The sequence below is a fragment of the Pseudoalteromonas sp. McH1-42 genome (genome assembly GCF_022347845.1).
Taxonomy (GTDB): Bacteria; Pseudomonadota; Gammaproteobacteria; order Enterobacterales; family Alteromonadaceae; genus Pseudoalteromonas; species Pseudoalteromonas rubra_D.
In genome coordinates, this window is the sequence record NZ_JAKRFU010000011.1 from 117678 (window position 1) to 137569 (window position 19892).

The 19892-nt window shown below is 48.0% G+C and carries 24 protein-coding genes and 5 tRNA genes; 21 read left to right on the forward strand and 8 right to left on the reverse strand.

Annotation, left to right across the window (positions count from 1 at the left end):
* Window positions 1-174 carry a hypothetical protein gene (locus MHN31_RS11410; protein WP_164517606.1) on the forward strand — a complete coding sequence of 58 codons (174 nt, stop codon included), beginning with the start codon at window positions 1-3 and terminating at the stop codon, window positions 172-174.
* Between the two features lie 84 nt (window positions 175-258).
* Here MHN31_RS11410 and asd read toward each other — a convergent pair whose 3' ends face one another.
* Together asd and rsgA are read right to left on the reverse strand one after the other, a co-directional pair.
* Window positions 259-1125: an archaetidylserine decarboxylase gene (gene asd / locus MHN31_RS11415; RefSeq protein ID WP_125563132.1), complete on the reverse strand. Its 867-nt coding sequence runs from the start codon at window positions 1123-1125 to the stop codon at window positions 259-261.
* Between the two features lie 34 nt (window positions 1126-1159).
* The gene (gene rsgA / locus MHN31_RS11420; protein WP_239444312.1) at window positions 1160-2212 is read right to left on the reverse strand and encodes a small ribosomal subunit biogenesis GTPase RsgA; all 1053 of its coding nucleotides are present in this window, start codon (window positions 2210-2212) and stop codon (window positions 1160-1162) included.
* A gap of 173 nt (window positions 2213-2385) precedes the next feature.
* On the opposite strand from rsgA, the gene orn reads away from it, so the two are divergent.
* The 19 genes from orn (at window position 2386) to alr (ending at window position 14152) form a co-directional block, all read left to right on the forward strand.
* Window positions 2386-2931, forward strand: coding sequence for an oligoribonuclease (gene orn / locus MHN31_RS11425; protein WP_010386260.1), 546 nt, complete (start codon window positions 2386-2388; stop codon window positions 2929-2931).
* Window positions 2932-3189: 258 nt separating this feature from the next.
* Window positions 3190-3265, forward strand: a tRNA-Gly gene (locus MHN31_RS11430).
* Between the two features lie 49 nt (window positions 3266-3314).
* A tRNA-Gly gene (locus MHN31_RS11435) sits at window positions 3315-3390 on the forward strand.
* 49 nt (window positions 3391-3439) lie between these two features.
* Window positions 3440-3515: transfer RNA gene (locus tag MHN31_RS11440), tRNA-Gly, on the forward strand.
* Window positions 3516-3713: 198 nt separating this feature from the next.
* A tRNA-Gly gene (locus MHN31_RS11445) sits at window positions 3714-3789 on the forward strand.
* 222 nt (window positions 3790-4011) lie between these two features.
* The gene (gene rpsF, locus MHN31_RS11450; RefSeq protein ID WP_010386261.1) at window positions 4012-4353 is read left to right on the forward strand and encodes a 30S ribosomal protein S6; all 342 of its coding nucleotides are present in this window, start codon (window positions 4012-4014) and stop codon (window positions 4351-4353) included.
* Between the two features lie 30 nt (window positions 4354-4383).
* Window positions 4384-4713 (forward strand): primosomal replication protein N, encoded by a 330-nt coding sequence (priB, locus tag MHN31_RS11455; protein ID WP_125563136.1) that lies wholly within the window; start codon window positions 4384-4386, stop codon window positions 4711-4713.
* A gap of 12 nt (window positions 4714-4725) precedes the next feature.
* On the forward strand, window positions 4726-4953 hold the full coding sequence (gene rpsR, locus MHN31_RS11460; RefSeq protein ID WP_010386263.1) for a 30S ribosomal protein S18: 228 nt from the start codon (window positions 4726-4728) through the stop codon (window positions 4951-4953).
* Between the two features lie 35 nt (window positions 4954-4988).
* Window positions 4989-5441 carry a 50S ribosomal protein L9 gene (gene rplI / locus MHN31_RS11465; RefSeq protein WP_010386264.1) on the forward strand — a complete coding sequence of 151 codons (453 nt, stop codon included), beginning with the start codon at window positions 4989-4991 and terminating at the stop codon, window positions 5439-5441.
* Between the two features lie 411 nt (window positions 5442-5852).
* A complete protein-coding gene (locus tag MHN31_RS11470) occupies window positions 5853-6272 on the forward strand; it encodes a type IV pilin protein (protein WP_125563138.1) in 420 nt (139 codons plus the stop codon).
* Window positions 6259-6720, forward strand: coding sequence for a GspH/FimT family pseudopilin (locus MHN31_RS11475; protein ID WP_049865203.1), 462 nt, complete (start codon window positions 6259-6261; stop codon window positions 6718-6720). The genes MHN31_RS11470 and MHN31_RS11475 overlap by 14 nt, the downstream gene beginning before the upstream one ends.
* Window positions 6711-7106 carry a prepilin-type N-terminal cleavage/methylation domain-containing protein gene (locus MHN31_RS11480; protein ID WP_125563140.1) on the forward strand — a complete coding sequence of 132 codons (396 nt, stop codon included), beginning with the start codon at window positions 6711-6713 and terminating at the stop codon, window positions 7104-7106. Before MHN31_RS11475 ends, MHN31_RS11480 begins: the two co-directional genes overlap by 10 nt.
* Window positions 7103-7627 (forward strand): prepilin-type N-terminal cleavage/methylation domain-containing protein, encoded by a 525-nt coding sequence (locus MHN31_RS11485; protein ID WP_194868009.1) that lies wholly within the window; start codon window positions 7103-7105, stop codon window positions 7625-7627. Before MHN31_RS11480 ends, MHN31_RS11485 begins: the two co-directional genes overlap by 4 nt.
* A 4-nt stretch (window positions 7628-7631) precedes the next feature.
* On the forward strand, window positions 7632-9374 hold the full coding sequence (locus MHN31_RS11490; protein ID WP_239444313.1) for a polymer-forming cytoskeletal protein: 1743 nt from the start codon (window positions 7632-7634) through the stop codon (window positions 9372-9374).
* 153 nt (window positions 9375-9527) lie between these two features.
* The gene (locus MHN31_RS11495; protein WP_125563146.1) at window positions 9528-10079 is read left to right on the forward strand and encodes a sigma-70 family RNA polymerase sigma factor; all 552 of its coding nucleotides are present in this window, start codon (window positions 9528-9530) and stop codon (window positions 10077-10079) included.
* A complete protein-coding gene (locus MHN31_RS11500) occupies window positions 10072-10557 on the forward strand; it encodes a hypothetical protein (RefSeq protein ID WP_138539481.1) in 486 nt (161 codons plus the stop codon). The genes MHN31_RS11495 and MHN31_RS11500 overlap by 8 nt, the downstream gene beginning before the upstream one ends.
* Window positions 10558-10566: 9 nt before the next feature.
* Window positions 10567-11508: a DUF4097 family beta strand repeat-containing protein gene (locus MHN31_RS11505; protein ID WP_239444314.1), complete on the forward strand. Its 942-nt coding sequence runs from the start codon at window positions 10567-10569 to the stop codon at window positions 11506-11508.
* A 118-nt stretch (window positions 11509-11626) separates the two neighbouring features.
* Window positions 11627-13006, forward strand: coding sequence for a replicative DNA helicase (dnaB, locus tag MHN31_RS11510; protein WP_046004973.1), 1380 nt, complete (start codon window positions 11627-11629; stop codon window positions 13004-13006).
* Window positions 13007-13054: 48 nt separating this feature from the next.
* Window positions 13055-14152 carry an alanine racemase gene (gene alr / locus MHN31_RS11515; RefSeq protein WP_239444315.1) on the forward strand — a complete coding sequence of 366 codons (1098 nt, stop codon included), beginning with the start codon at window positions 13055-13057 and terminating at the stop codon, window positions 14150-14152.
* Here the strand turns inward: alr and MHN31_RS11520 are convergent, their stop codons facing one another.
* The 4 genes from MHN31_RS11520 to MHN31_RS11535 form a co-directional block, all read right to left on the reverse strand.
* The gene (locus MHN31_RS11520; RefSeq protein WP_125563153.1) at window positions 14153-14584 is read right to left on the reverse strand and encodes a secondary thiamine-phosphate synthase enzyme YjbQ; all 432 of its coding nucleotides are present in this window, start codon (window positions 14582-14584) and stop codon (window positions 14153-14155) included.
* Window positions 14581-15048, reverse strand: a complete 468-nt coding sequence (locus MHN31_RS11525; RefSeq protein ID WP_010386278.1) for a chemotaxis protein CheX — start codon at window positions 15046-15048, stop codon at window positions 14581-14583. The genes MHN31_RS11520 and MHN31_RS11525 overlap by 4 nt, the downstream gene beginning before the upstream one ends.
* Window positions 15049-15120: 72 nt before the next feature.
* The gene (locus MHN31_RS11530; protein ID WP_010386279.1) at window positions 15121-15555 is read right to left on the reverse strand and encodes a transcriptional repressor; all 435 of its coding nucleotides are present in this window, start codon (window positions 15553-15555) and stop codon (window positions 15121-15123) included.
* A 43-nt stretch (window positions 15556-15598) separates the two neighbouring features.
* Window positions 15599-18094, reverse strand: a complete 2496-nt coding sequence (locus tag MHN31_RS11535) for an EAL domain-containing protein (protein WP_239444316.1) — start codon at window positions 18092-18094, stop codon at window positions 15599-15601.
* Between the two features lie 269 nt (window positions 18095-18363).
* Here MHN31_RS11535 and MHN31_RS11540 point away from each other — a divergent pair, with 269 nt between their 5' ends.
* The gene (locus MHN31_RS11540; RefSeq protein ID WP_125563157.1) at window positions 18364-18858 is read left to right on the forward strand and encodes a YbaK/EbsC family protein; all 495 of its coding nucleotides are present in this window, start codon (window positions 18364-18366) and stop codon (window positions 18856-18858) included.
* 13 nt (window positions 18859-18871) lie between these two features.
* On the opposite strand, the gene MHN31_RS11545 is transcribed toward MHN31_RS11540, so the two are convergent.
* Window positions 18872-19447: a hypothetical protein gene (locus tag MHN31_RS11545; RefSeq protein WP_049865212.1), complete on the reverse strand. Its 576-nt coding sequence runs from the start codon at window positions 19445-19447 to the stop codon at window positions 18872-18874.
* Between the two features lie 152 nt (window positions 19448-19599).
* A tRNA-Ile gene (locus MHN31_RS11550) sits at window positions 19600-19676 on the reverse strand.
* Window positions 19677-19892: the final 216 nt, after the last annotated feature.

The window sequence follows — 19892 nt, forward strand, 5'->3', positions numbered from 1 at the left end:
ATGAAAATCACACTCTCTAAAAAGAACCTCAAACAATTAAGCTCGCAAAGACGTGAGATAAACCCGCAGGAAACCCCTAAAGTTGCTGGTGGGGTGTCGGTACTTGCGCCTTGCTATACAGGCCCGGCTGGTTCGTGCGTCTGGTCTGTGTGTACGCTGATTGGATGTCCTTAACGTTCAGTTTAGCACTCATATCTTGGTACTCTGACACTAAAAAGCCCGCATGCGCGGGCTTTTTAGTGTCTTATTTGGGTGGGGTTATTCACGAATGGTCGCGAATGGCGTGCCCATGCGGGTGACTGTTTCTGGCAACTGGTTTGCGAGGAAGTCGGCTTTATCTTCTCCCCAGGCCAGGATCACCGTGGAGCCCAGCTTAAAGCGACCCATTTCGTCGCCTTTTTTCAGCTTAACGGCGTTATCACCCTCGGCCGGGTAATCCCAGCTGAAGACGTCTTTGCCTGCGGGTGGAGTGACAGTGCCTGCCCAGATGGTCTCAATGCTGGCGACTATGGTTGCGCCCACCAACACCATGGCAAGGGGACCGATTTCAGTATCGAAGATGGCCACAACGCGCTCGTTACGTGCAAACAGGTTCGGGACGTTTTGTGCTGTCAAAGGGTTTACAGAGAACAGATCGCCAGGTACGTAGATCATCTTTTTCAGCGTACCATCAAGGGGCATATGAATACGGTGATAGTCTTTGGGTGCCAGGTAAATAGTGGCAAATTTACCACCCAGATACGGCGCTACGTCTGACTCTTTGCCACCCAGTAGGGTTTGCAGGCTGTAGTCATGACCCTTAGCCTGAATGATCTGACCATCTACTACATCGCCCAGCTGGCTGATGGCGCCGTCAACCGGGTGTGCCACGATGCTGGTTTCCTCAGCAAGCGGGCGGATCCCCGGCTTGAGCGGGCGAGTAAAGAATTCATTAAAGGTTTTATAGTGAGCTGGATCTTCATGCAGCGCTTCACTCATGTCTATCTTGTATTGTTTGATAAACAGTTTAATTAAGGTGGTTGTCAGTGCACCCGCTTCGGCTGCTGCCAGTTTTCCCACCAAACGTGATACGGCATGTTTGGGTAAAGCATATTGCAGGGCAATTTTTAGTTTATCCAAGTTCACTTTTATTATTCCTGAAAAAATTTTGAAGATAGTATCAAACTCTTGGCGCGCGCGCACCTGCACGGCCATCTGCCATCGACTCCAGAATGCGGTGATAGCTGTCGAAGCGCAGTTCGCTTATTTTGCCTTCGTCAACCGCTTCCAGGATCAGACAACCAGGATCGTTGAGGTGTTTGCAGTCTCGAAAACGGCAGCCACCGATAAACTCACGGAACTCTTTAAAGCACCAGGTAACGCGTTCTACTTCGAGGTGCCACAGACCAAACTCACGGATCCCCGGGCTGTCGATCAGGTTACCGCCACTAGGTAAATGATGCAGTTTAGAGACGGTTGTGGTGTGCTGACCCAGGCCACTGTTTTCAGACACTTCCTGGGTCAGGATGGCTGCATCAGGCAGTACCGTATTGACCAGTGTTGATTTCCCGACCCCAGACTGACCAACGAAGATATTGTTCTTATCGGTTAGCAGGGCTTTGAGTTCATCGATCCCTTCGCCTGTCTTGTTACTGACCAGTAAGACGCGGTAGCCTAAGTCGCGATAGATATCCAAGACTTCATCGACATAGTCGAGGCCTTCGTCATCGAGCAGATCAACCTTGTTGAGCAACAGAATTGGTTCAATACCCATGTCTTCACAGGCGACCAGGTAACGGTCAATGATCTGTGGGGTAAATTCAGGCACCACGGCGGACACCATTAAAATCTGATCTATATTGGCTGCCACCACCTTAACGCCATCATAAAAATCCGGACGGGTAAGCTGAGAGCGTCGAGGCTCGACGGCTTCTATGACGCCGGCCAAATCGCCTTCGCTCACTTTGGCGCGACGGAAAATCACTTCGTCACCACACACTAAGCTGGTGACGGTACGGCGGATATTGCAGCGTAGCACGTCGCCATTTTCGCACTCGACATCGGCATGTTGCCCAAAGCGACTGATCACCACGGCGGGTTCTGTGGGGCCCAGATTGTCTGTTTGCCAGTTTACCTGAGTGTCGGATTGTTGTTTCGCTTTATGCAAGCGTTTTTGATGATTGGCACTGATCCGTCTGGATTGGCCTTTACTGAGTTTTTTGCGTTTTGCCATATCTAATAAACTCGCGACACGATTTATTGCTATCGAGTGGTATACAGGCCAATCATGGACTATAACTCAATAAATTGCCCCGCTTTGTAAAAAAAAGCTTTTGGTCGAGTGATGAAGCTAATATGATATATCTAATTGCATTGGATCTAAAGGAAAGTACCGTTAGGTAGTGTATGTCTTTTCATGAATCAAACCTGATCTGGCTCGACTTAGAAATGACGGGTCTGGAACCTAAAACAGATAGGATCCTCGAAATTGCCACTGTGATCACAGACTGTGATCTTAATGTACTGGCTGAGGGACCTGTAATTGCTATCCATCAAAGTGATGAATTACTTGATAATATGGATGAATGGTGTACAAACCAGCATGGCCGCTCAGGCCTGACTGCGCGTTGTAAGGCCAGTTCTCATTCTGAATCTGATGCAATCAAACAAACCTTGGACTTCCTGAAGCAATGGGTGCCGCCGGGCAAATCGCCTATGTGTGGTAATTCGATTGGTCAGGACCGTCGTTTTCTCAATAAATACATGCCTGAGCTGGAAGAATACTTCCACTACCGCAACCTGGACGTTAGCACGATTAAAGAGCTGGCACGTCGCTGGAAGCCTGAGCTGTTGAACGGGATCCACAAAAAGAGCTCTCACCTGGCTCTGGACGACATTAAAGACTCCATTATGGAGTTGAAGGTCTATCAGCAAAAATTCTTCAATCTTTAAAAAATTTAGAAAAAGTACTTGCAATGCTTTTTCTATCTTGTAGAATCCTGCCCCGCTCAAGACGGCAAAGCTTATTTGTCTCTGGGGCGTTGTATTGTAAAGCAGAACTAGCTCAGCTGCTAAAACGTTAGACGCGACCCGTCGTGCTCCAGTGTTTAAAACAATCGAGCAATTGTGGAATGCGGCACTGGCTCAGCTGCTAAAACGTTAAACGCGACCCGTCGCGCACCAGCGTTTTAATATTCCATAACTTATGAAGCGGCACTAGCTCAGCTGGTAGAGCGCGACCTTGCCAAGGTCGAGGTCACGAGTTCGAACCTCGTGTGCCGCTCCAATCTACAATCAGTTTACTCAACTGACTAAAAAAGAGTACTTATGGTGATGCGGCACTAGCTCAGCTGGTAGAGCGCGACCTTGCCAAGGTCGAGGTCACGAGTTCGAACCTCGTGTGCCGCTCCAATCTATAAGCAGTTTACTCAACTGATTAAAAACGAGTATTTATTGTGATGCGGCACTAGCTCAGCTGGTAGAGCGCGACCTTGCCAAGGTCGAGGTCACGAGTTCGAACCTCGTGTGCCGCTCCAACACTTCTTCAGGTGTATAAACTAGATACTTTATTATGAAGCGGCACTAGCTCAGCTGCTAAACGTTAGACGAGACCTCAAGGTTACGCCCAGCGAGAAACTAAGAGCTACATTGTGATGCGGCACTGGCTCAGCTGCTAAACGTTAGACGCGACCTCAAAGTTGCGCCCAGCGGGAAACTAAGAGCTACATTGTGATGCGGCACTAGCTCAGCTGGTAGAGCGCGACCTTGCCAAGGTCGAGGTCACGAGTTCGAACCTCGTGTGCCGCTCCAACTTTCCTCTCGTTTTCGACCTTCATTTTACCCTTATTTTTTCATTCTGACTTACTCACTCAACTTTAAATCTTATTCCACCAATTTTCAGAGATAAACTGATTGCTTATTTTTAGCGCGGCACGTAAAATACGCGCTCTTTCGGCCTAACTAACTTTAGTTCCTTGCCTTACCCCGACTGGCCGAAACGGGACAAGGCTATATTAACCGTAAGGAATATCCATGCGTCATTACGAAATCGTATTCATGGTTCACCCAGACCAAAGTGAGCAAGTACCTGGTATGATCGAGCGTTATACTGGTGCCATCACAGAAGCTGGCGGTAAAATCCACCGTCTAGAAGACTGGGGCCGTCGTCAACTGGCTTACCCAATCGAAAAGCTTCACAAAGCACACTATGTTCTGTTGAACGTTGAAGCACCTACTGAAGTAATCAGCGAGCTTGAAACTTCTTTCCGCTACAACGATGCAGTGCTTCGTAACCTGGTTATGCGTACTAAGAACGCTGTAACTGAAGCGTCTCCTCTTGCTAAAGAAGAGAAAAAAGAAGCAGCAACTGCTTAATCGTTATTGATTCGGAATTGACCTGGTAGTTTGGTGAGCACTCAGTCTGAACTGTATACAAACCAGCTGGTATTATCTGGCACGGTCTGTAAGCCACCTAAGTACAGTCAAAGCCCCGCCGGCATCGCGCATTGTATTTTTGTTTTAGAACATAAATCGATGCAGGTAGAAGCCGACCTAAATCGTAACAGTTATGTACGTATTCAGGTGGTTGCCAGCGGACAGCAGTTCCGGACTCAACTAGAGCATTTATACGTTGGGCAGACCTTACAGGTACGCGGTTTTTTAAACCGACACGAAAGTCGCAGTGGCTTGAGTCAACTTGTATTACATGCACAACATATTGAAAGAATTAATTGAGGAAATTTACTCATGGCACGTTATTTCAGACGTCGTAAGTTCTGCCGTTTCAAAGCGGAAGGCGTACAACAAATCGATTACAAAGATCTGGCTACTCTTAAAAACTATGTAACTGAAAGTGGCAAAATCGTACCTAGCCGTATCACAGGTACTAGCGCTAAATACCAGCGTCAGCTAGCAACTGCTATCAAGCGTGCTCGCTACCTAGCCCTTCTTCCGTACACTGACTTACACAAGTAAGCAGCTGATTAACAGTTTTTAAAAGGTGTAGAGACATGCAAGTTATTCTACTAGACAAGATCGCAAACCTAGGTGGCCTAGGTGACCAGGTTTCAGTTAAATCTGGTTTCGCACGTAACTTCCTTTTCCCTAAGGGCAAGGCAGTTCCTGCAACTAAAGCTAACATCGAAACTTTCGAAGCACGTCGTGCTGAGCTTGAAGCGAAAATCGCTGAAGAGCTAACTGCTGCACAAGCGCGCGCTGAAAAACTAGAAGCACTTGCTGAAGTGACTCTGGTTTCTAAAGCGGGTGACGAAGGTAAGCTATTCGGTTCTATCGGTACTCGCGATATCGCCGATGCTATCACTGCAGTAGGTCTTGAAGTTGCTAAGTCAGAAGTTCGTCTGCCTACCGGTACTATCCGTGAGACAGGTGAGTTCGACGTAACTATCCAGCTTCACACTGACGTGACAACAGCTATCAAAGTAATCGTGATCGCTGAAGCTTAATTTTATTAAGCACCAACCGCGCGCATCTGTGCGCGGTTGTATTCCCAATCTCTGAAAGACAATAACAACTCCAATTTTCAGTGTGTGGATCTGATGATTATCGGGATCATCATGGAAGGTTTACAACACAAGTCGGAAAATTAATCCAAATCAAAACAACGGCGCTCGTAAACGGCTTATAGTCATTACGGGAACAATTGAAGCTAAAATCTAATGGTCTGACCTCACGGTTGTTCTAGGGTAAAAAGCCCGGCTGTTATAGACTGTAAGCGCGTTCCTGTTTTAGCTAATTCTGTTTTGTGATATTTTAGTTAACTGTTTTTATTACAGGCACTTTTTTTTATTGGTTAAATGTCATACAGTCTACTCAATGATTTATGACAGCGTTATCATTTAGGTGGGAAACCCAATATGCTTAAGACCTCCAGAATGCGTGGATTTACTTTGATAGAGCTGCTGATCGCCATTGCGATCGTCGCCATCCTGGCCAGTGTGGCATTGCCAAACTACAGCGAGTATGTGCGTGAAAGCAGACGACTGGATGCACAACACTTGTTGTTGCAAACCAGTGCCACGTTGGAGCGTATCTATTCCCGCAATGGGGGTTACCCCAATACAGCAACATTTCAGGGTCTGCCTGCTGCTGAGTTCTACACGTTCAGCTACGAGGCGCGTAATAAGCCACAAGGTGCGAACGGTGATTTTCGCAATATGGGCTATATTTTAAGAGCGACACCAGTGGCTGATGAGGGCCAGAACAGAGACGTGTGTGGCGTGCTGACTTTAGACCATTTGGGCAATCAGGGAGGCAACCTGAATGACTGTTGGTAAACACACCCAGCGCGGCGTAACGCTCATTGAATTGTTGGTGGTGTTGGCGATTATTGCCATTCTGGCTATGGTTGCAGCACCTTCTTTAATTGGTCAGATTAAACAAGACCGGGTTAATACCACGGCAAATGAGTTAAGTAGTTTTTATCGCTTTGCGCGCAGTGAAGCGGTAAAGCGTGAAGTGCCGGTAAAGCTAGAGTTGGAAAACAGCGACTGGGTCATGAAGGTGGTTGAGCAAGGTCAGGAAGTGACCTTAAAGCGTTTTACGATTGATCATAACCAAGTAGCGGTGAACCTGGTCGACAGAACATTACGTTCAAGTGGTGAGTTGAGTGCATTTAGTAACATACTGATTTCAGATAACGATGCGGCAACGGATGATGTACGTTTGTGCATTCTACATAGTGGGCAAAGTTGGTTGGGTAAGGCGACAGATAATTGCGCGTAGTAAAAGGTTTTTCATTGCTGGAAGTCATGGTGTCTATGGTCATCGCGGCCATTGCCTTGCTGGGGCTTGCTGCGGCGCAGATAAAAGCCATACAGTTTGCACAGAATAGCTTTAACTACACCATTGCCCTGATCCATGGACAGAATGCAATTGAACGTATCTGGCCGGATATTTGTCACTACCAAAGTGTCAATACCAGTCTGAATCCTGGTACGAATCCTACCGCGGCGGGATTGTACCCAAATGATCCGCGTTTCAAGCTGACGCTACCCGACACGTTTAACCTTGATATGAGTGTGTCAGTCAGCTGGCATGACGAACGTATGACTGATACGGGGGTGGATCAAATTTCCCTGCATGCCAGCTTTGTTAATGTTTGCTTATGAGACGTCTGATGAACAGCCGCGGATTTACCCTGTTGGAGCTTTTGATAGCATTATCGATAGGGCTGTTTATGCTCGGTGGTATTGCAGTGGCCTATTCGACCATTCGCAGCACCATTGCTGTTAATCAGGAGTTGGCACAAGCGCAGGAAGTTATCCGCTACACCAGTCAGCTTATGACCCGAAGTATCAAACAAACAGCTTCTACGCCCCAGGTCAGACTCAATGGTAGCGCGTTAGAAGTTACGCAGGTAGCCAACACGCCGGCCTGTGATGGCAGTGTACCTGCAGTCACTTATACAGAAACTTTTTCTTTGCTTGATGGTTATTTGTTGTGTGATATCAGCTCGGATAACTTGCCTGCACAACGCTTATTGCGCGGTGTGAATGCTTTGAGCTTTTCAGTCAACGGCTTGATCACGTCGATCACTGTAACGCCGGTGGGGATTCCTGTGCAGTATGCTGCGGGGATCCAAATAGACGTAGCTGCGAGCCAGCAAGTGCTCGCGACGGCTAATTGGTGACACTATGAAGATGCAGAGTTTACGACAACGTGGATTTACCCTGATTAAAGTCATGCTACTGAGTTCAGTGGCCAGCGTGGTTGTGTTTGCTGCATTTAAAGATACCCTGGTGCAGGAGCGCCTGAGTGGTAACTATCAAAAAGACCTCAACGCGCGTCTCCTAGCCGAAAAAGGGGTTATAGAGCGGGGCCAAGCACTTAAAGCCGCCATCACCAATAACGCCAATCTGACACTTGAGCAAGCCGTGCAGCAGATAGGCGCCGGGCTGGGTACTGGCGAGCTGGATGGGACAAGCTATAACGCACAGTTGTCAGTCAATGGAGACGAAGTGTCGATTGCCAGCCTCGGTCAGCGTTATGATGATCAGGCGCATGCGCGAATGGTCTCTTATTTTAAATACACGCCCGCCGAACGCAGTTCAGTGTTTCAAAATGCGGTAACTGGATGTAAAGGCGTTAATCTGGCAGGTAGCGGTCTGGTTGACAGCTATGACTCTACTGTTGGTAGTTATGAAGACACGCGCACCAGCAATGGTGACGTGAATACTGTGATTGGTGATGCAGATGTGGTATTGAATGGTCACTCACCGATTATGGGAGATGTAAAAGCATCTGGCGTTTTGTATCTCAAAGGGTCTTCACCTGTCGTGGGCACCGTGCAATCGAATACCGGGATCGACATTTCGGCGGGAAGTGGGGTGCGGGTTGATGGAGATGTACTCACTCAGGGGTATGTAAAACACAATGGCGGCCAGATCACAGGTGTGCTGCGCGCAAACGGTGACGTAAGCATGAAGTGGGGTGCTGAGATCCTCAATCAAAATCAGGCTGAGCTAGATATCATGTATGGGGGAACGGGGAGTTTTCAAAGTAGTCATGTACAGGACGGGCTCCATTATTCAGCGGATCGTTTCAATGTGAACCCTGAAGTTGAAGCGGTTCGTGTCTATGATCCAAGTTCGCCAGATTATGACCCTAATGACCCTGACAAAGAATGTGACCCACTGGCTTTACCGCTCAATATGCCTTCCGTGATCGACAGCAATAACACTTACACGGATTTTACGGTGGGTGCACAGACCGACTATGTATTCACGCCAAGTGAGGGGCGTTATATACGGGGTGGTAGCGATACCTGGTCTTCGAGCCCTGCTGACATCTATTTGTTCCAGCATTTGACGCAAAATCATGGCCAGAGTAATACCAGCGGCGAATATGTCTTTGGTATGAAAAACATGAAGCTTACCAGTGATGGCACCATTACCATAGAAGGCGGTGATGTGATCTGGCTGGTTGATGGAGACTTCAAAATGACGGGCCATACCAGCATCACCATCAAAGCAGGCAGCAGCCTGGCCATTTTTGTCACCGGTAAAGTGGATTTTGGCGCCAGTGGGGTAGTCATCACAGAGCAGGAAGGATTGACTAACAGTGGTTTTCCAAGCTTGAGCATTTTCTCATCCTATTCAGGCCAGAATGGCATCACAATGCGCGGCGCCAGTTCAATGTATGCTGTTATATATGCGCCGGTGACCAGCATTGCTATGCGCGGGAGTGGCCAGTTTTATGGCACCATTCGCGGCGCAACTATAGATGCGACTGGCGGCAGTGGTGTGCACTTTGATGAAGCGCTGAAAAACTTCAATCTTGGCAATGGTGGCGTGATTACGCCGGCGAAACTGGAGTTTATGGGGTGGCGTTTTGAGTCTGGTGAAGATTACCAGGCACCGGATGAAGACGAAGAGTAACCTGCCTGTCAGTTATTTAGAAAATTTTTCTTTCCTGTTTAAACCTTTTGTTGTTCCACGCTCGTCTTATCCTCTAAACATCGCACCATTGGGTTACTTTCTTTATGGCACCTGATATGTCACGATGATGACACGCAAGCGAAGGAATACTCTATGATAATCAATGCCAAAGAGGCATTTAATCCAGACACGATTGAGTTGTTAGTGCAGCGTGCTCAGCAAGGCGAGCAAGCGGCATTTGAACAGCTCTATCAGCAGTGTTATCGCAGGGTGTATGGACTGTGTTTGCGTTTGCTCGCTGATCAGGCCCATGCGGAAGATGCGACACAGGAGGTGTTTGTACAACTTTGGCACAAAATTGCCCAGTTTCAGGGGCAGTCAAAATTCACTACCTGGTTGCACAGTGTCACATCGAATGTCGCGATCAGTTATTTACGTAAACAAAAAAACTGGCTGCAAAAAGTGGTAAGTCTCGAAGACAGTGGGATGGAATACGCCGAGATAATGCAATGCCAATCGCTCAATGGGCTCGACAAACTGATCTTACGTTTACCAGAGCGAGCACGTCTGGTGTTTGTTTTGCACGCGGTGGAAGGGTACCGCCACGAAGAAGTTGCCAGCATGTTGAATATGGCGGTGGGATCAAGTAAATCGCAGTTTCACCGGGCCAGGAAATTGTTACAGGAGTGGTATGACAATGAGTAAACCAACATTTGAGCAGTTTCTGAAACAACAGCTGCCGCGCCAGCAAGATCAGGACCAGCTGCCTGAACCACAAAAAGACTTGTGGCAGGGCATTGAAAAAGCCATCAATGTATCCAGTACAGTGGCTCCGCCACCTAGCCCCTGGATAAAGTTAGCGGGAGTGGCAGCCTGTGTATCAGCAGGTTTACTGAGCTGGCAGGTCATTATGACGCAGCCCAGAGAAGATACCATGACCCATATGAGTGCTTTTTTTGAACAGAAGAAACAGACATTATTGGTTCAGTATGAGGCACAGCCGGCCTTGACGAAAGACTGGCAAGTGCCATTGCAGGAACTAGAGGAAGCAGAGCAGGCGATTAAGCTTGCACTGATGAAAGACCCTGACAACGCTGCCCTGCTTAAGATGCTGGCACAGGTTTACCAGCAGCAGTTAGATTTAATCACTAAGGTACATCAGCCCCAGTGGCAACAGATTTAGGAGAGAAGCATGAAAGCAATCATTTTTGGACTGGCTACGCTGCCGCTGTTTGCCCTGGCGGGTGACAAGATTGACGAACAGATAGAGATACCGCTGGATGGCAAAGTCGTTATCGAAAGCCAGCGAGGCAAAGTGACAATTAAATCATGGGATAAGCCAAGCTTTCAGGTCATTGGTGAACTGGATGAACTGGCCGAAGGCTATACGCTGGAAACTCAGGGCAGTGTGACCGAGTTTATCGTTAAAATGCCACGCCGCAGTAAAAGCTGGAATAACCAGCGAGACGGCTCTCGGCTGACGATTTATATGCCACGGCAAAGCGAGCTTAACTTTGAAGGGGTGAGTGTTGACGTGGATGTTAGTCACTTTGATGCTGGTGTGGCCGTAACCACAGTCAACGGGGACATTGAGGCCAATGAACTCAGCGGCAAGGTTGAACTGGAGACCGTGAATGGCGATATTGAAGGCAAAAAGTTATCTGGCAATATTCGTTATGAAACGGTCAATGGTGACATTGAAGATATGGCATCAAATGGCAAGTTGCGTTTCAATGCGGTCAATGGCGGCATTGAGAGTGTGACTCAGGCTACTGATATTCGCGTTGAAAACGTCAATGGAGAAGTAGATTTTGACATTGCCAGCCTGAAAGACTTACGTATGAGTACGGTGAATGGTGAGATCAACGTGCGTCTAAGAGCACTCGAAAAAAGCGCGAATATTCGTTTTGAGTCGGTCAGCGGAGATGTCGACTTTTACTTCCCGGCAGAACTGTCCGCACGCTTCGATATTGATGCCCATGCAGGTGGAAGGATCGTCAATGAGCTTTCGACAGACAAAGAGAAGAAAGCCAAATATGGTCCATCCCGGGAATTGGAATTTGTGGTCAAAGATGGAGATGTGGATGTGGAAATCGATACTGTCAGCGGACGCATAGCATTGAAGAAACTGTAAAGCAAACGGTGGGGGCGCAGTGCGCCTCCTGTGGTCATCATCAGACAGATAATCAAGATTCATTTCCACCCCATTTGCGTATACAATAACAGGTCTTTCCCTTAGTGTTTGTAGTGATATGGCGAAACCTGATCAACAAGTCGATACCCTGAAAGTTCCCCCCCATTCCATCGAGGCTGAGCAGTCTGTGCTTGGCGGACTCATGCTTGATAACCAGGCGTTTGACAGAGTGGCAGAGCTGGTCGTCGCGCAGGATTTTTATACCCGCACTCATAAGCTGATATTTGAGGCAATGACCAAATTGGTCGAGGCCAGCCAGCCGATTGACCTTATCACTATTTCGGAAAATCTTGAGAAGAATAACCAGCTGGACACAGTAGGTGGTTTTGCTTACCTGGCTGAGATTGCGAAAAATACCCCCAGTGCGGCGAACATTGATGCTTATGCCAGTATTGTCCGCGAGCGTGCCGTGGTCCGTGAGATGATCACGGTTGCCAATGAAATTGCCGAAGCGGGTTTCAACCCGGAAGGACGCGACAGCCACGAATTACTGGACCTGGCGGAAAGTAAGGTATTCAAAATCGCTGAGCAACGCACTAAGAGTACCGAAGGTCCGCAGAGTATTCACAGCATTCTGGAAAAAACCGTGGATAAGATCGAAGAGCTTTACCAGTCGCCGCAGGATGGTGTAACCGGGGTGAGCACGGGCTACTCTGACCTTGACCAGATGACCGCAGGCCTACAACCGTCAGACCTGATCATCGTCGCGGCACGTCCGTCGATGGGTAAAACCACTTTTGCGATGAACCTGGCCGAGCATGCGGCGATGACGCAAGACAAGCCTGTACTTATTTACTCGCTGGAGATGCCTTCAGAACAGATCATGATGAGGATGCTGGCCTCACTGGGACGAATTAACCAGACTAAGGTCAGGACCGGTCAACTGGATGATGACGATTGGGCACGCCTGTCCTCAACTATGGGCTTGCTAATGGAAAAGGGCCAGATGTACATCGATGATGCCTCTGGCCTGACACCGACCGATGTGCGCTCTCGGGCGCGGCGGATAGCGCGGGATCATGGCGGGATCAGCATGATTATGGTGGACTACTTGCAATTAATGCGAGTCCCCAGTTTGTCGGATAACCGGACCTTAGAAATCGCCGAGATATCTCGTTCACTTAAGGCATTGGCAAAAGAGCTTCAGTGTCCGGTGATAGCCCTGTCGCAGCTTAACCGTACACTGGAACAACGGGCGGATAAGCGCCCGGTTAACTCAGACTTACGTGAATCGGGGTCTATCGAGCAGGATGCCGACTTAATCATGTTTATCTACCGGGATGAAGTGTATAACGACGACAGCCCGGATAAAGGCGTTGCAGAGATTATTATCGGTAAACAGCGTAATGGCCCGATTGGTAAGGTTAGGTTAACCTTCCAGGGGCAATTCTCTCGGTTCGACAATTATGCTGGCCCTGCAGTGGATGACGAATACTAAGATATTTGTCAGTTGTGACTGACTCGGCAGCCTGAATTAGGAGTAAGCATGCGCCTGGCAACCGCCGAAATTAACCTCGCGGCATTAAGTTATAATTTAAAACAGATCAAGGCACTGGCTCCAGGTGCCCGGGTGATGGCCGTGCTTAAGGCCAATGCCTATGGCCATGGTTTGGTCAAGATTGCGCAGCACCTTAATGATGCTGATGCCTTTGCGGTTGCGCGCATTGATGAAGCGCTGGCGTTGCGTGCCGGTGGCCTGACTAAACCAATCGTGTTACTTGAGGGCTTCTTCAACCGTGCTGATTTGCCTATTCTGATCGCCAATAACTTTGAAACCATTATTCATGATGAAAACCAGTTGCGGGCCATTGAATCCAGTCAGCTGGACGCGCGTTTGCCGGTTTGGCTCAAGGTAGATACAGGAATGCACCGACTAGGTGTGGAGCCTGAGCAGTTTGAAGCGTTTTATCAGCGCCTTAAAGCCTGTGAGAATGTCGACCCCAAGATTAAGCTGATGACGCATTTCTCCTGTGCGGATGATGTCAATAATACACAAACATCAAGCCAGATTGCCGCATTTGAGCGGTTGGTTCAGAGTAAACCGGAAGCCAAGTGTCTGGCTAACTCTGCCGGGGTGATCGGCTGGCCTCAGTCTCATGGCGACTGGATCCGACCTGGTTTGATGATGTATGGCGTCTCACCGATGCTGAACCGGGTCGGCACAGAGCATGGCCTTAAACCTGTGATGCGCTTGATAACACGTGTGATCGCTATCAAAACAGTGGATGCAGGAGAGAAAGTCGGGTATGGCGGTCGTTGGCAAAGCAATAAACAAACTCAGCTTGCTGTCGTGGCCATGGGGTATGGTGATGGTTATCCGCGTAACGCGCAAGATGGTACACCTGTAGTTATAAGGGATAAACGCTATGGCATTGTTGGCGCAGTATCTATGGATATGATCACGGTGGACATAGGGAGAAACCCGGATGATATTCGCGTTGGCGACGAGGTTGAAATGTGGGGCCCTACACTGCCAGTGGAAGAAGTGGCATCGTGTGCAGGTACTATCCCCTATGAATTGCTATGCAATATCACACCTCGGGTGAGCTATGACTACCTTGCTCAGACAGACCAAGTAGACTGACTATTCCAGCAGCTGACCATGCAAGGTTGCGACGATAGCGCGACTGCCCGCCTGGTCTCTGTGTTCCCCGAGATAGATCCCCTGCCATGTGCCTAATTGCAGGCGTCCCTGACTTACCGGGATCGTGACCTCGCAGCCCAGCGTACTCGACTTAATGTGCGCAGGCATGTCATCGTCCCCTTCGTAATCATGGCGATAGTAACTCTGCCGTTCAGGTACAAAGTGGTTGAAGTGACTTTCCATATCCATACGTACGGTGGGGTCGGCATTTTCATTGATGGTGAGACTGGCAGATGTATGCTGGATAAACAAATGCAGTAAGCCTACTTTGTAGTAACCCAGCTGTGGTAGTTGGGTCAGAACTTCGTCATCAATCAAATGAAAGCCGCGTTGACGCGGCCTGAGTGTGATGTGTGTTTGATGCCAGCTCATAGCTTATCGAAGCTCACCTCTATGTTGGCGTTGCCGTCATCTGACGTAAACGGCATGATGATCTTAGGGCCTTCACACTTGTGCGTGATGGTGTGGCCAGGCCCGGACACCACGATTGGGGTGGCCATATCAAACTCATAGCCTTTTTCGCCCAGTAAATTTTTTGCGCCACCGGTGACCATATTGGTGATTTCACCCACCATATCAGTGACTTCTTCGTTAATTTTCTCCGGACGCTCGCCCAGCATTCTTTCCATAATGGTCAGAGCCAGACCTTCATCAAAGCTGATAGAAAAGGAGCCTTTGGTCTGTGGGCCCACCATGCCAATCAACCCGGACACGTCGCCACGTGCCACTTCATCTTTTTTAATCTTAGGCTTGCCAGGCGTTAGTTCTGTTTGTGCCATGGTGGCCAGTACATTCATCAGAGACGATAAAAAAGGGTTGATGAATTCTACATTCATATGCTTCTTCCCTAGGTTCCTACATTGTAACGGACGCTGAATTAAGTGTAGTGGGCTTTTTACTATGCTGCACTACTCATTACATTTTCCACAACGCCCGTGTGCTTCAATCGTTTGTGCTTTAACAAGAAAGCCATGCTCGGCAGCCAGGTTATTCAGTTCATGTGAAATGGAATTGGAATGCAGCTCTTGTACGTGACCACAGGAATCGCAGATCAATAATTGCACAGGGTGAATACAATCGAAGTGATGGCACAACATAAATGCATTTGTGCTTTCAATCTTGTGAATAAACCCGAGCTCTGAGAGAAAATCCAATGCGCGATACACAGTTGCTGGCTTAGCCCCGGATTCGGTCAGCTTGAGCTCTTCCAACAGGTCATAGGCGCCTACGCCGCCTTGTTTGGCAGCGAGTAAGCGAAAAACTTTCTCTCGGATAGGGGTAAAACGTGCACCCCGGTTGTCACAAACTTGCTTAGCTTTACTTACCAGTTGTTCTATATTCATGTTCTAAATCCTTACACTGCCATGCAATACTAACATATTCTTTTTAATAGTCTTGTATCGACAGGGATTTATTCATTATATTCTCAGGACGGGAAAAGTTGTGTTCAAGCCAATCCTGAAATGCCGCTTCAGGCATTGGCTGACCGATCAGGTAGCCCTGTCCAATGTTACACTTGAATTCTACCAGGCGGTTTAGCTGCTCGTGATCTTCTATGCCTTCTGCAATCACTTTGAGCCCCAGGCCATGCGCCATGGTAATGATATTTTTGACCAGATATGCTGATTCGTTGCCTGCATGCATGTCGGCGATGAAGCTCTGGTCAATTTTTAATACGTCAAATGGGTATTGGCGCAGATAGTTCAACGAAGAGTAGCCGGTACCAAAGTCATCCATTGAGATTAAGACCCCCATTTTTTGCAGGGTGTTAAGGGTGGCCTTAATAGTACTGTCACCGCTTAATAGCAAGCCTTCTGTGATCTCCAGTTCAAGAGTACCGGGTTGTAAAGCACAATGTGCTATCAGGTGTTTCACATGGCTGAGCAGATCCGGATCGTTAAACTGGCGGGGTGATAAGTTGACCGCCAAACGCAATGACGTATTAAACTGCGTATGGATCTGTTGCAACGTACTGGCTGCTGAGTTTAAAACAAACTTACCCAATTCAATAATAAAGCCTGTTTGCTCAGCCAATGGAATAAACTCAGCGGGTGAGATTGGTCCCATGGTTTCACTGTGCCAGCGTAACAATGCCTCTGCGCCGACGACTTTACGTGCCTGGAGGTCAAGCTGAGGCTGATAGTAGACTTCAAACTCCCCTCGCTCTAGCGCACCTTGCATGCTTTCTTCAAGCATCAGTCGCCGCTGTAGCGTATTACTCATGCTTTCAGTGAACAAGCAATAGGTATTGCGACCTTGTTGCTTTGCGTTATACATGGCTGAGTCGGCTTTACGCAGCAGATCATTAGGGGTGTCGGCATCTTGAGGGAAAATCGCGATCCCCAGACTCAGCGAAATATTAAAAGCGCGACCGTCAATGTCGAATGGGGCATGAAAGAGTTTAACCAGCTTGGTTGCAATAGGATGGATATCAGCACTGGTTTTCAGATCTCCCAGCAAAATGATGAACTCATCGCCCCCTAAGCGAGCTACCGTGTCTTTTTCTCGCAGTGCCGATTTGAGTCGCTGCGCTGAGTGGATCAGGACTTTATCACCGACTTCATGTCCCATCGAGTCATTGACTTTTTTAAAGTCGTCCAGGTCAATAAAGCCAACACCAACCAGTGACTTGTCTCGTCTGGCATCATGGATCAGTTGCTGGAGACGATCGAGCACCAAAAAGCGATTGGGCAAGTCTGTCAATGTGTCGTAAAAGGCATGGTGAAGAATGATCTCTTCCTGGCGCTTTTTATCTGTGATATTTCTTACTGCGACGACGAGATAATCTGAACCCGGCAGTGCACTCAGTCGGGCTTCAAAATGTCGATTGCCATCGCCGAATGGTAGTGCATATTCAATTTGAGTAAGCTGACCTGGCTTGTCAATGGCATGTATGGCACGGTGAAATGAACGCGCTGTCTGGCTTGGAAGCACATCCTGCATGGTTCGTCCCATGAACTCGCTATCTGCGACAAACAGGTCACTTTTTTGACCGCAGTGATACTCCAAAATCGTCCCTTCCCTGTCAACCACGAAGAACAAGTCCGGTAGCGCAGCAAAGATACCCTCTAGTATTTCATGTTTACGTTTAGCCTGTGCTTCGGCCTGCTGCGTTTGTTTCCAGCCATTTTGCAGGCTACGTGCCATGTTGTTTAAATTGTCGGCAAGGCGTTTAAATTCACCAGTTCCTTTTGTTTCCAGCTTATCACTAAAATCAAAGCGGCTGACATGCTCACTGAGCAGCATTAGTTGCGTAACCGGGCGGTGAATAAAGAGCCGTGTAAAATACAACACCATGACTGTGAGCATTGGTGCAACAGCCAAAATGGCTGCGATTTTAATGTGGTTATAATGGAGCAGTCGTGTTGCGTGTGGCTCGATAGAATACTCAGCATAGATAATTGCAGGTAACTTATTTGTGTGTTGTGTCTCTATGTCTTTCTGGTATCTGACGTAAGCTCTGAATAGATACTGTTCTTTTGTATAGTGAATACTGAAATCAGCCGGGGTCTGCGCATTTTGTTCTAAGACTTCGCCTTGTCTAAGATTAGTTTTGCTGGACGGCGGTGGCTGAATGGAACCACTACTATATAAAATGTCGTTTTGAGTATTGAGTAGTGCTAAGTATTTATAACCCTGATCTTGAGAAAACGCGCTTAGGGTACGTTGCACTTCTGTGTATTCATCTTCCGCAAAATGGTGATGCAATGTTAAGTTTAGGATTGATAAATCTTTTCTGATGGTGGCCTCGCTAAGTGACAGCAGGCTCTCTTTCTGTGTGTGATGATGCAGCTGCATTAACCCTGCGGCCAATAATGCTGCAAATACAAAGGCACCGAGCGTTAACCAGAACTTGAGATCTATGGAGTACAGTTTTGTCACCTGAACGTCTCACTTAGTGAATTTGTTGTGACGAGTATAATTTGCATTCTGACGTGCCTGGCTCACGGCACAGCTATCGCCACTGTCCTGACATTAAGTGTAGTTGAAATGGGCAATTTGCTACCAGGATCCTCATTTTTATACTGCTTTTTCGATCTGAGCCAAGTGGATGAAAGATTTTCAATAGCGCTAAAGCTGATCTATTTGGCCGATGTACGGTTTATTGGTTAAGGTGAAGTGGTTGGCAAAAAATAACTAAAGGAGTGAATATGACCAGCCAAGATACAAAGACATTGAGTAAAAGTGCTCAGCGGGTTCAGGATGCGATAACGTCTGCGGGGTGTGAATTTACCGTACTGGAATTGCCCGGCAGTACGCGTACGGCGGAGGAGTCGGCACACACCATAGGGTGTGAACTGGGGCAAATCGTAAAATCACTGATTTTTAAAGGTAAAGAAAGCGGTAAGCCAGTGTTGTTGTTGGTTAGTGGCAGCAACCGGGTAAAAGAAAAGGTTGTGGCAAAACATCTGGGAGAAAAGCTGGTAAAAGCCGATGCTGAATTTACCCGTGAGGTAACCGGGTTTGCCATTGGCGGTATTCCGCCCATCGGGCACCTTACCCTCCCTGTTACTTATATTGACCAGGACCTGCTGCAATACGAGACGATATGGGCTGCGGCTGGCACGCCACACGCTGTGTTTTCGTTGCCAGCGGCTAAACTGGAACCACTGACTCAGGGCACGGTGATTGCTGTAAAAGCCTGATAATGATGGGGCGTTATCCGGTAAAGAGTTGTAGTGTGATCTGCACTTCGTCTGACTCAAACTCGGCGACGCCCTCATAGCCTTCGATATTGTAATTAAAGCTGAAAAAGCGCCTTAGCCACAGGTCATCCTGGTTCTCTTTTAATACATCAATAGAAATATCCATCAGGCTTTCCGCGACATTCATCCCAACAGCAAACAAAGGGTTTGCTGCCGCAGCTGCTACAGTGCGAGTGAGCTCGCCAAATGCCGTAGTTTTTCTGACTTTTGCCATGAGCTTAGCTGTACTGCGGATGTCACTGTCATCTTCCAATACGGCAATATGCGCATCCAGAAAACGGGGGATCTGACCGGCCCGGTTACGATAAATTGTGTAACCAGCAGGGCCAAAGCTGATGGTGCCGCCTTCACTGACTGGCATCACATTGAGTTCCATATTAAATGCATGATCCGCGACCCCGTCGCTTACTGCACTGAACACTTTGATCTCAAACTTGCGCTCACTGAGTAACTTGTCCACCAGGCCCAGCGATTTAACGTGAATAGACATGATACGCAGTTCGACATCGGTAAACATTTGATTAGGCATGATTAAAATCCTTTGATATGCGGAGTTGTTAGGATACTTGGAACCAGGTTGGGGCGCTATGGTTTTTGCTTGTAAGGTAAATTATTTGAGAATAATAAAAATCACATTGAGAGGTGGAAGTTTACTACAGAAGTATAATTGCGGAGGAAAAATGGTGGCCCCACCTGGACTTGAACCAGGGACCTACCGATTATGAGTCGGGTGCTCTAACCAACTGAGCTATAGGGCCATTTTCAAATTGTAGTGCTCAATAAATTCATCCATGAAGCAAGGTCCTGTCGGCGTCCTGCCTCCACCTCAACAAGCTGCGAAGCGATGCTTCGGTCTTGTTTCGCCCAACTGAGCTATAGGGCCATTTTTAAATTGTAGTGCTCAATAAATTCATCCATGAAGCGAGGTCCTGTCGGCGTCCTGCCTCCACCTCAACAAGCTGCGAAGCGGTGCT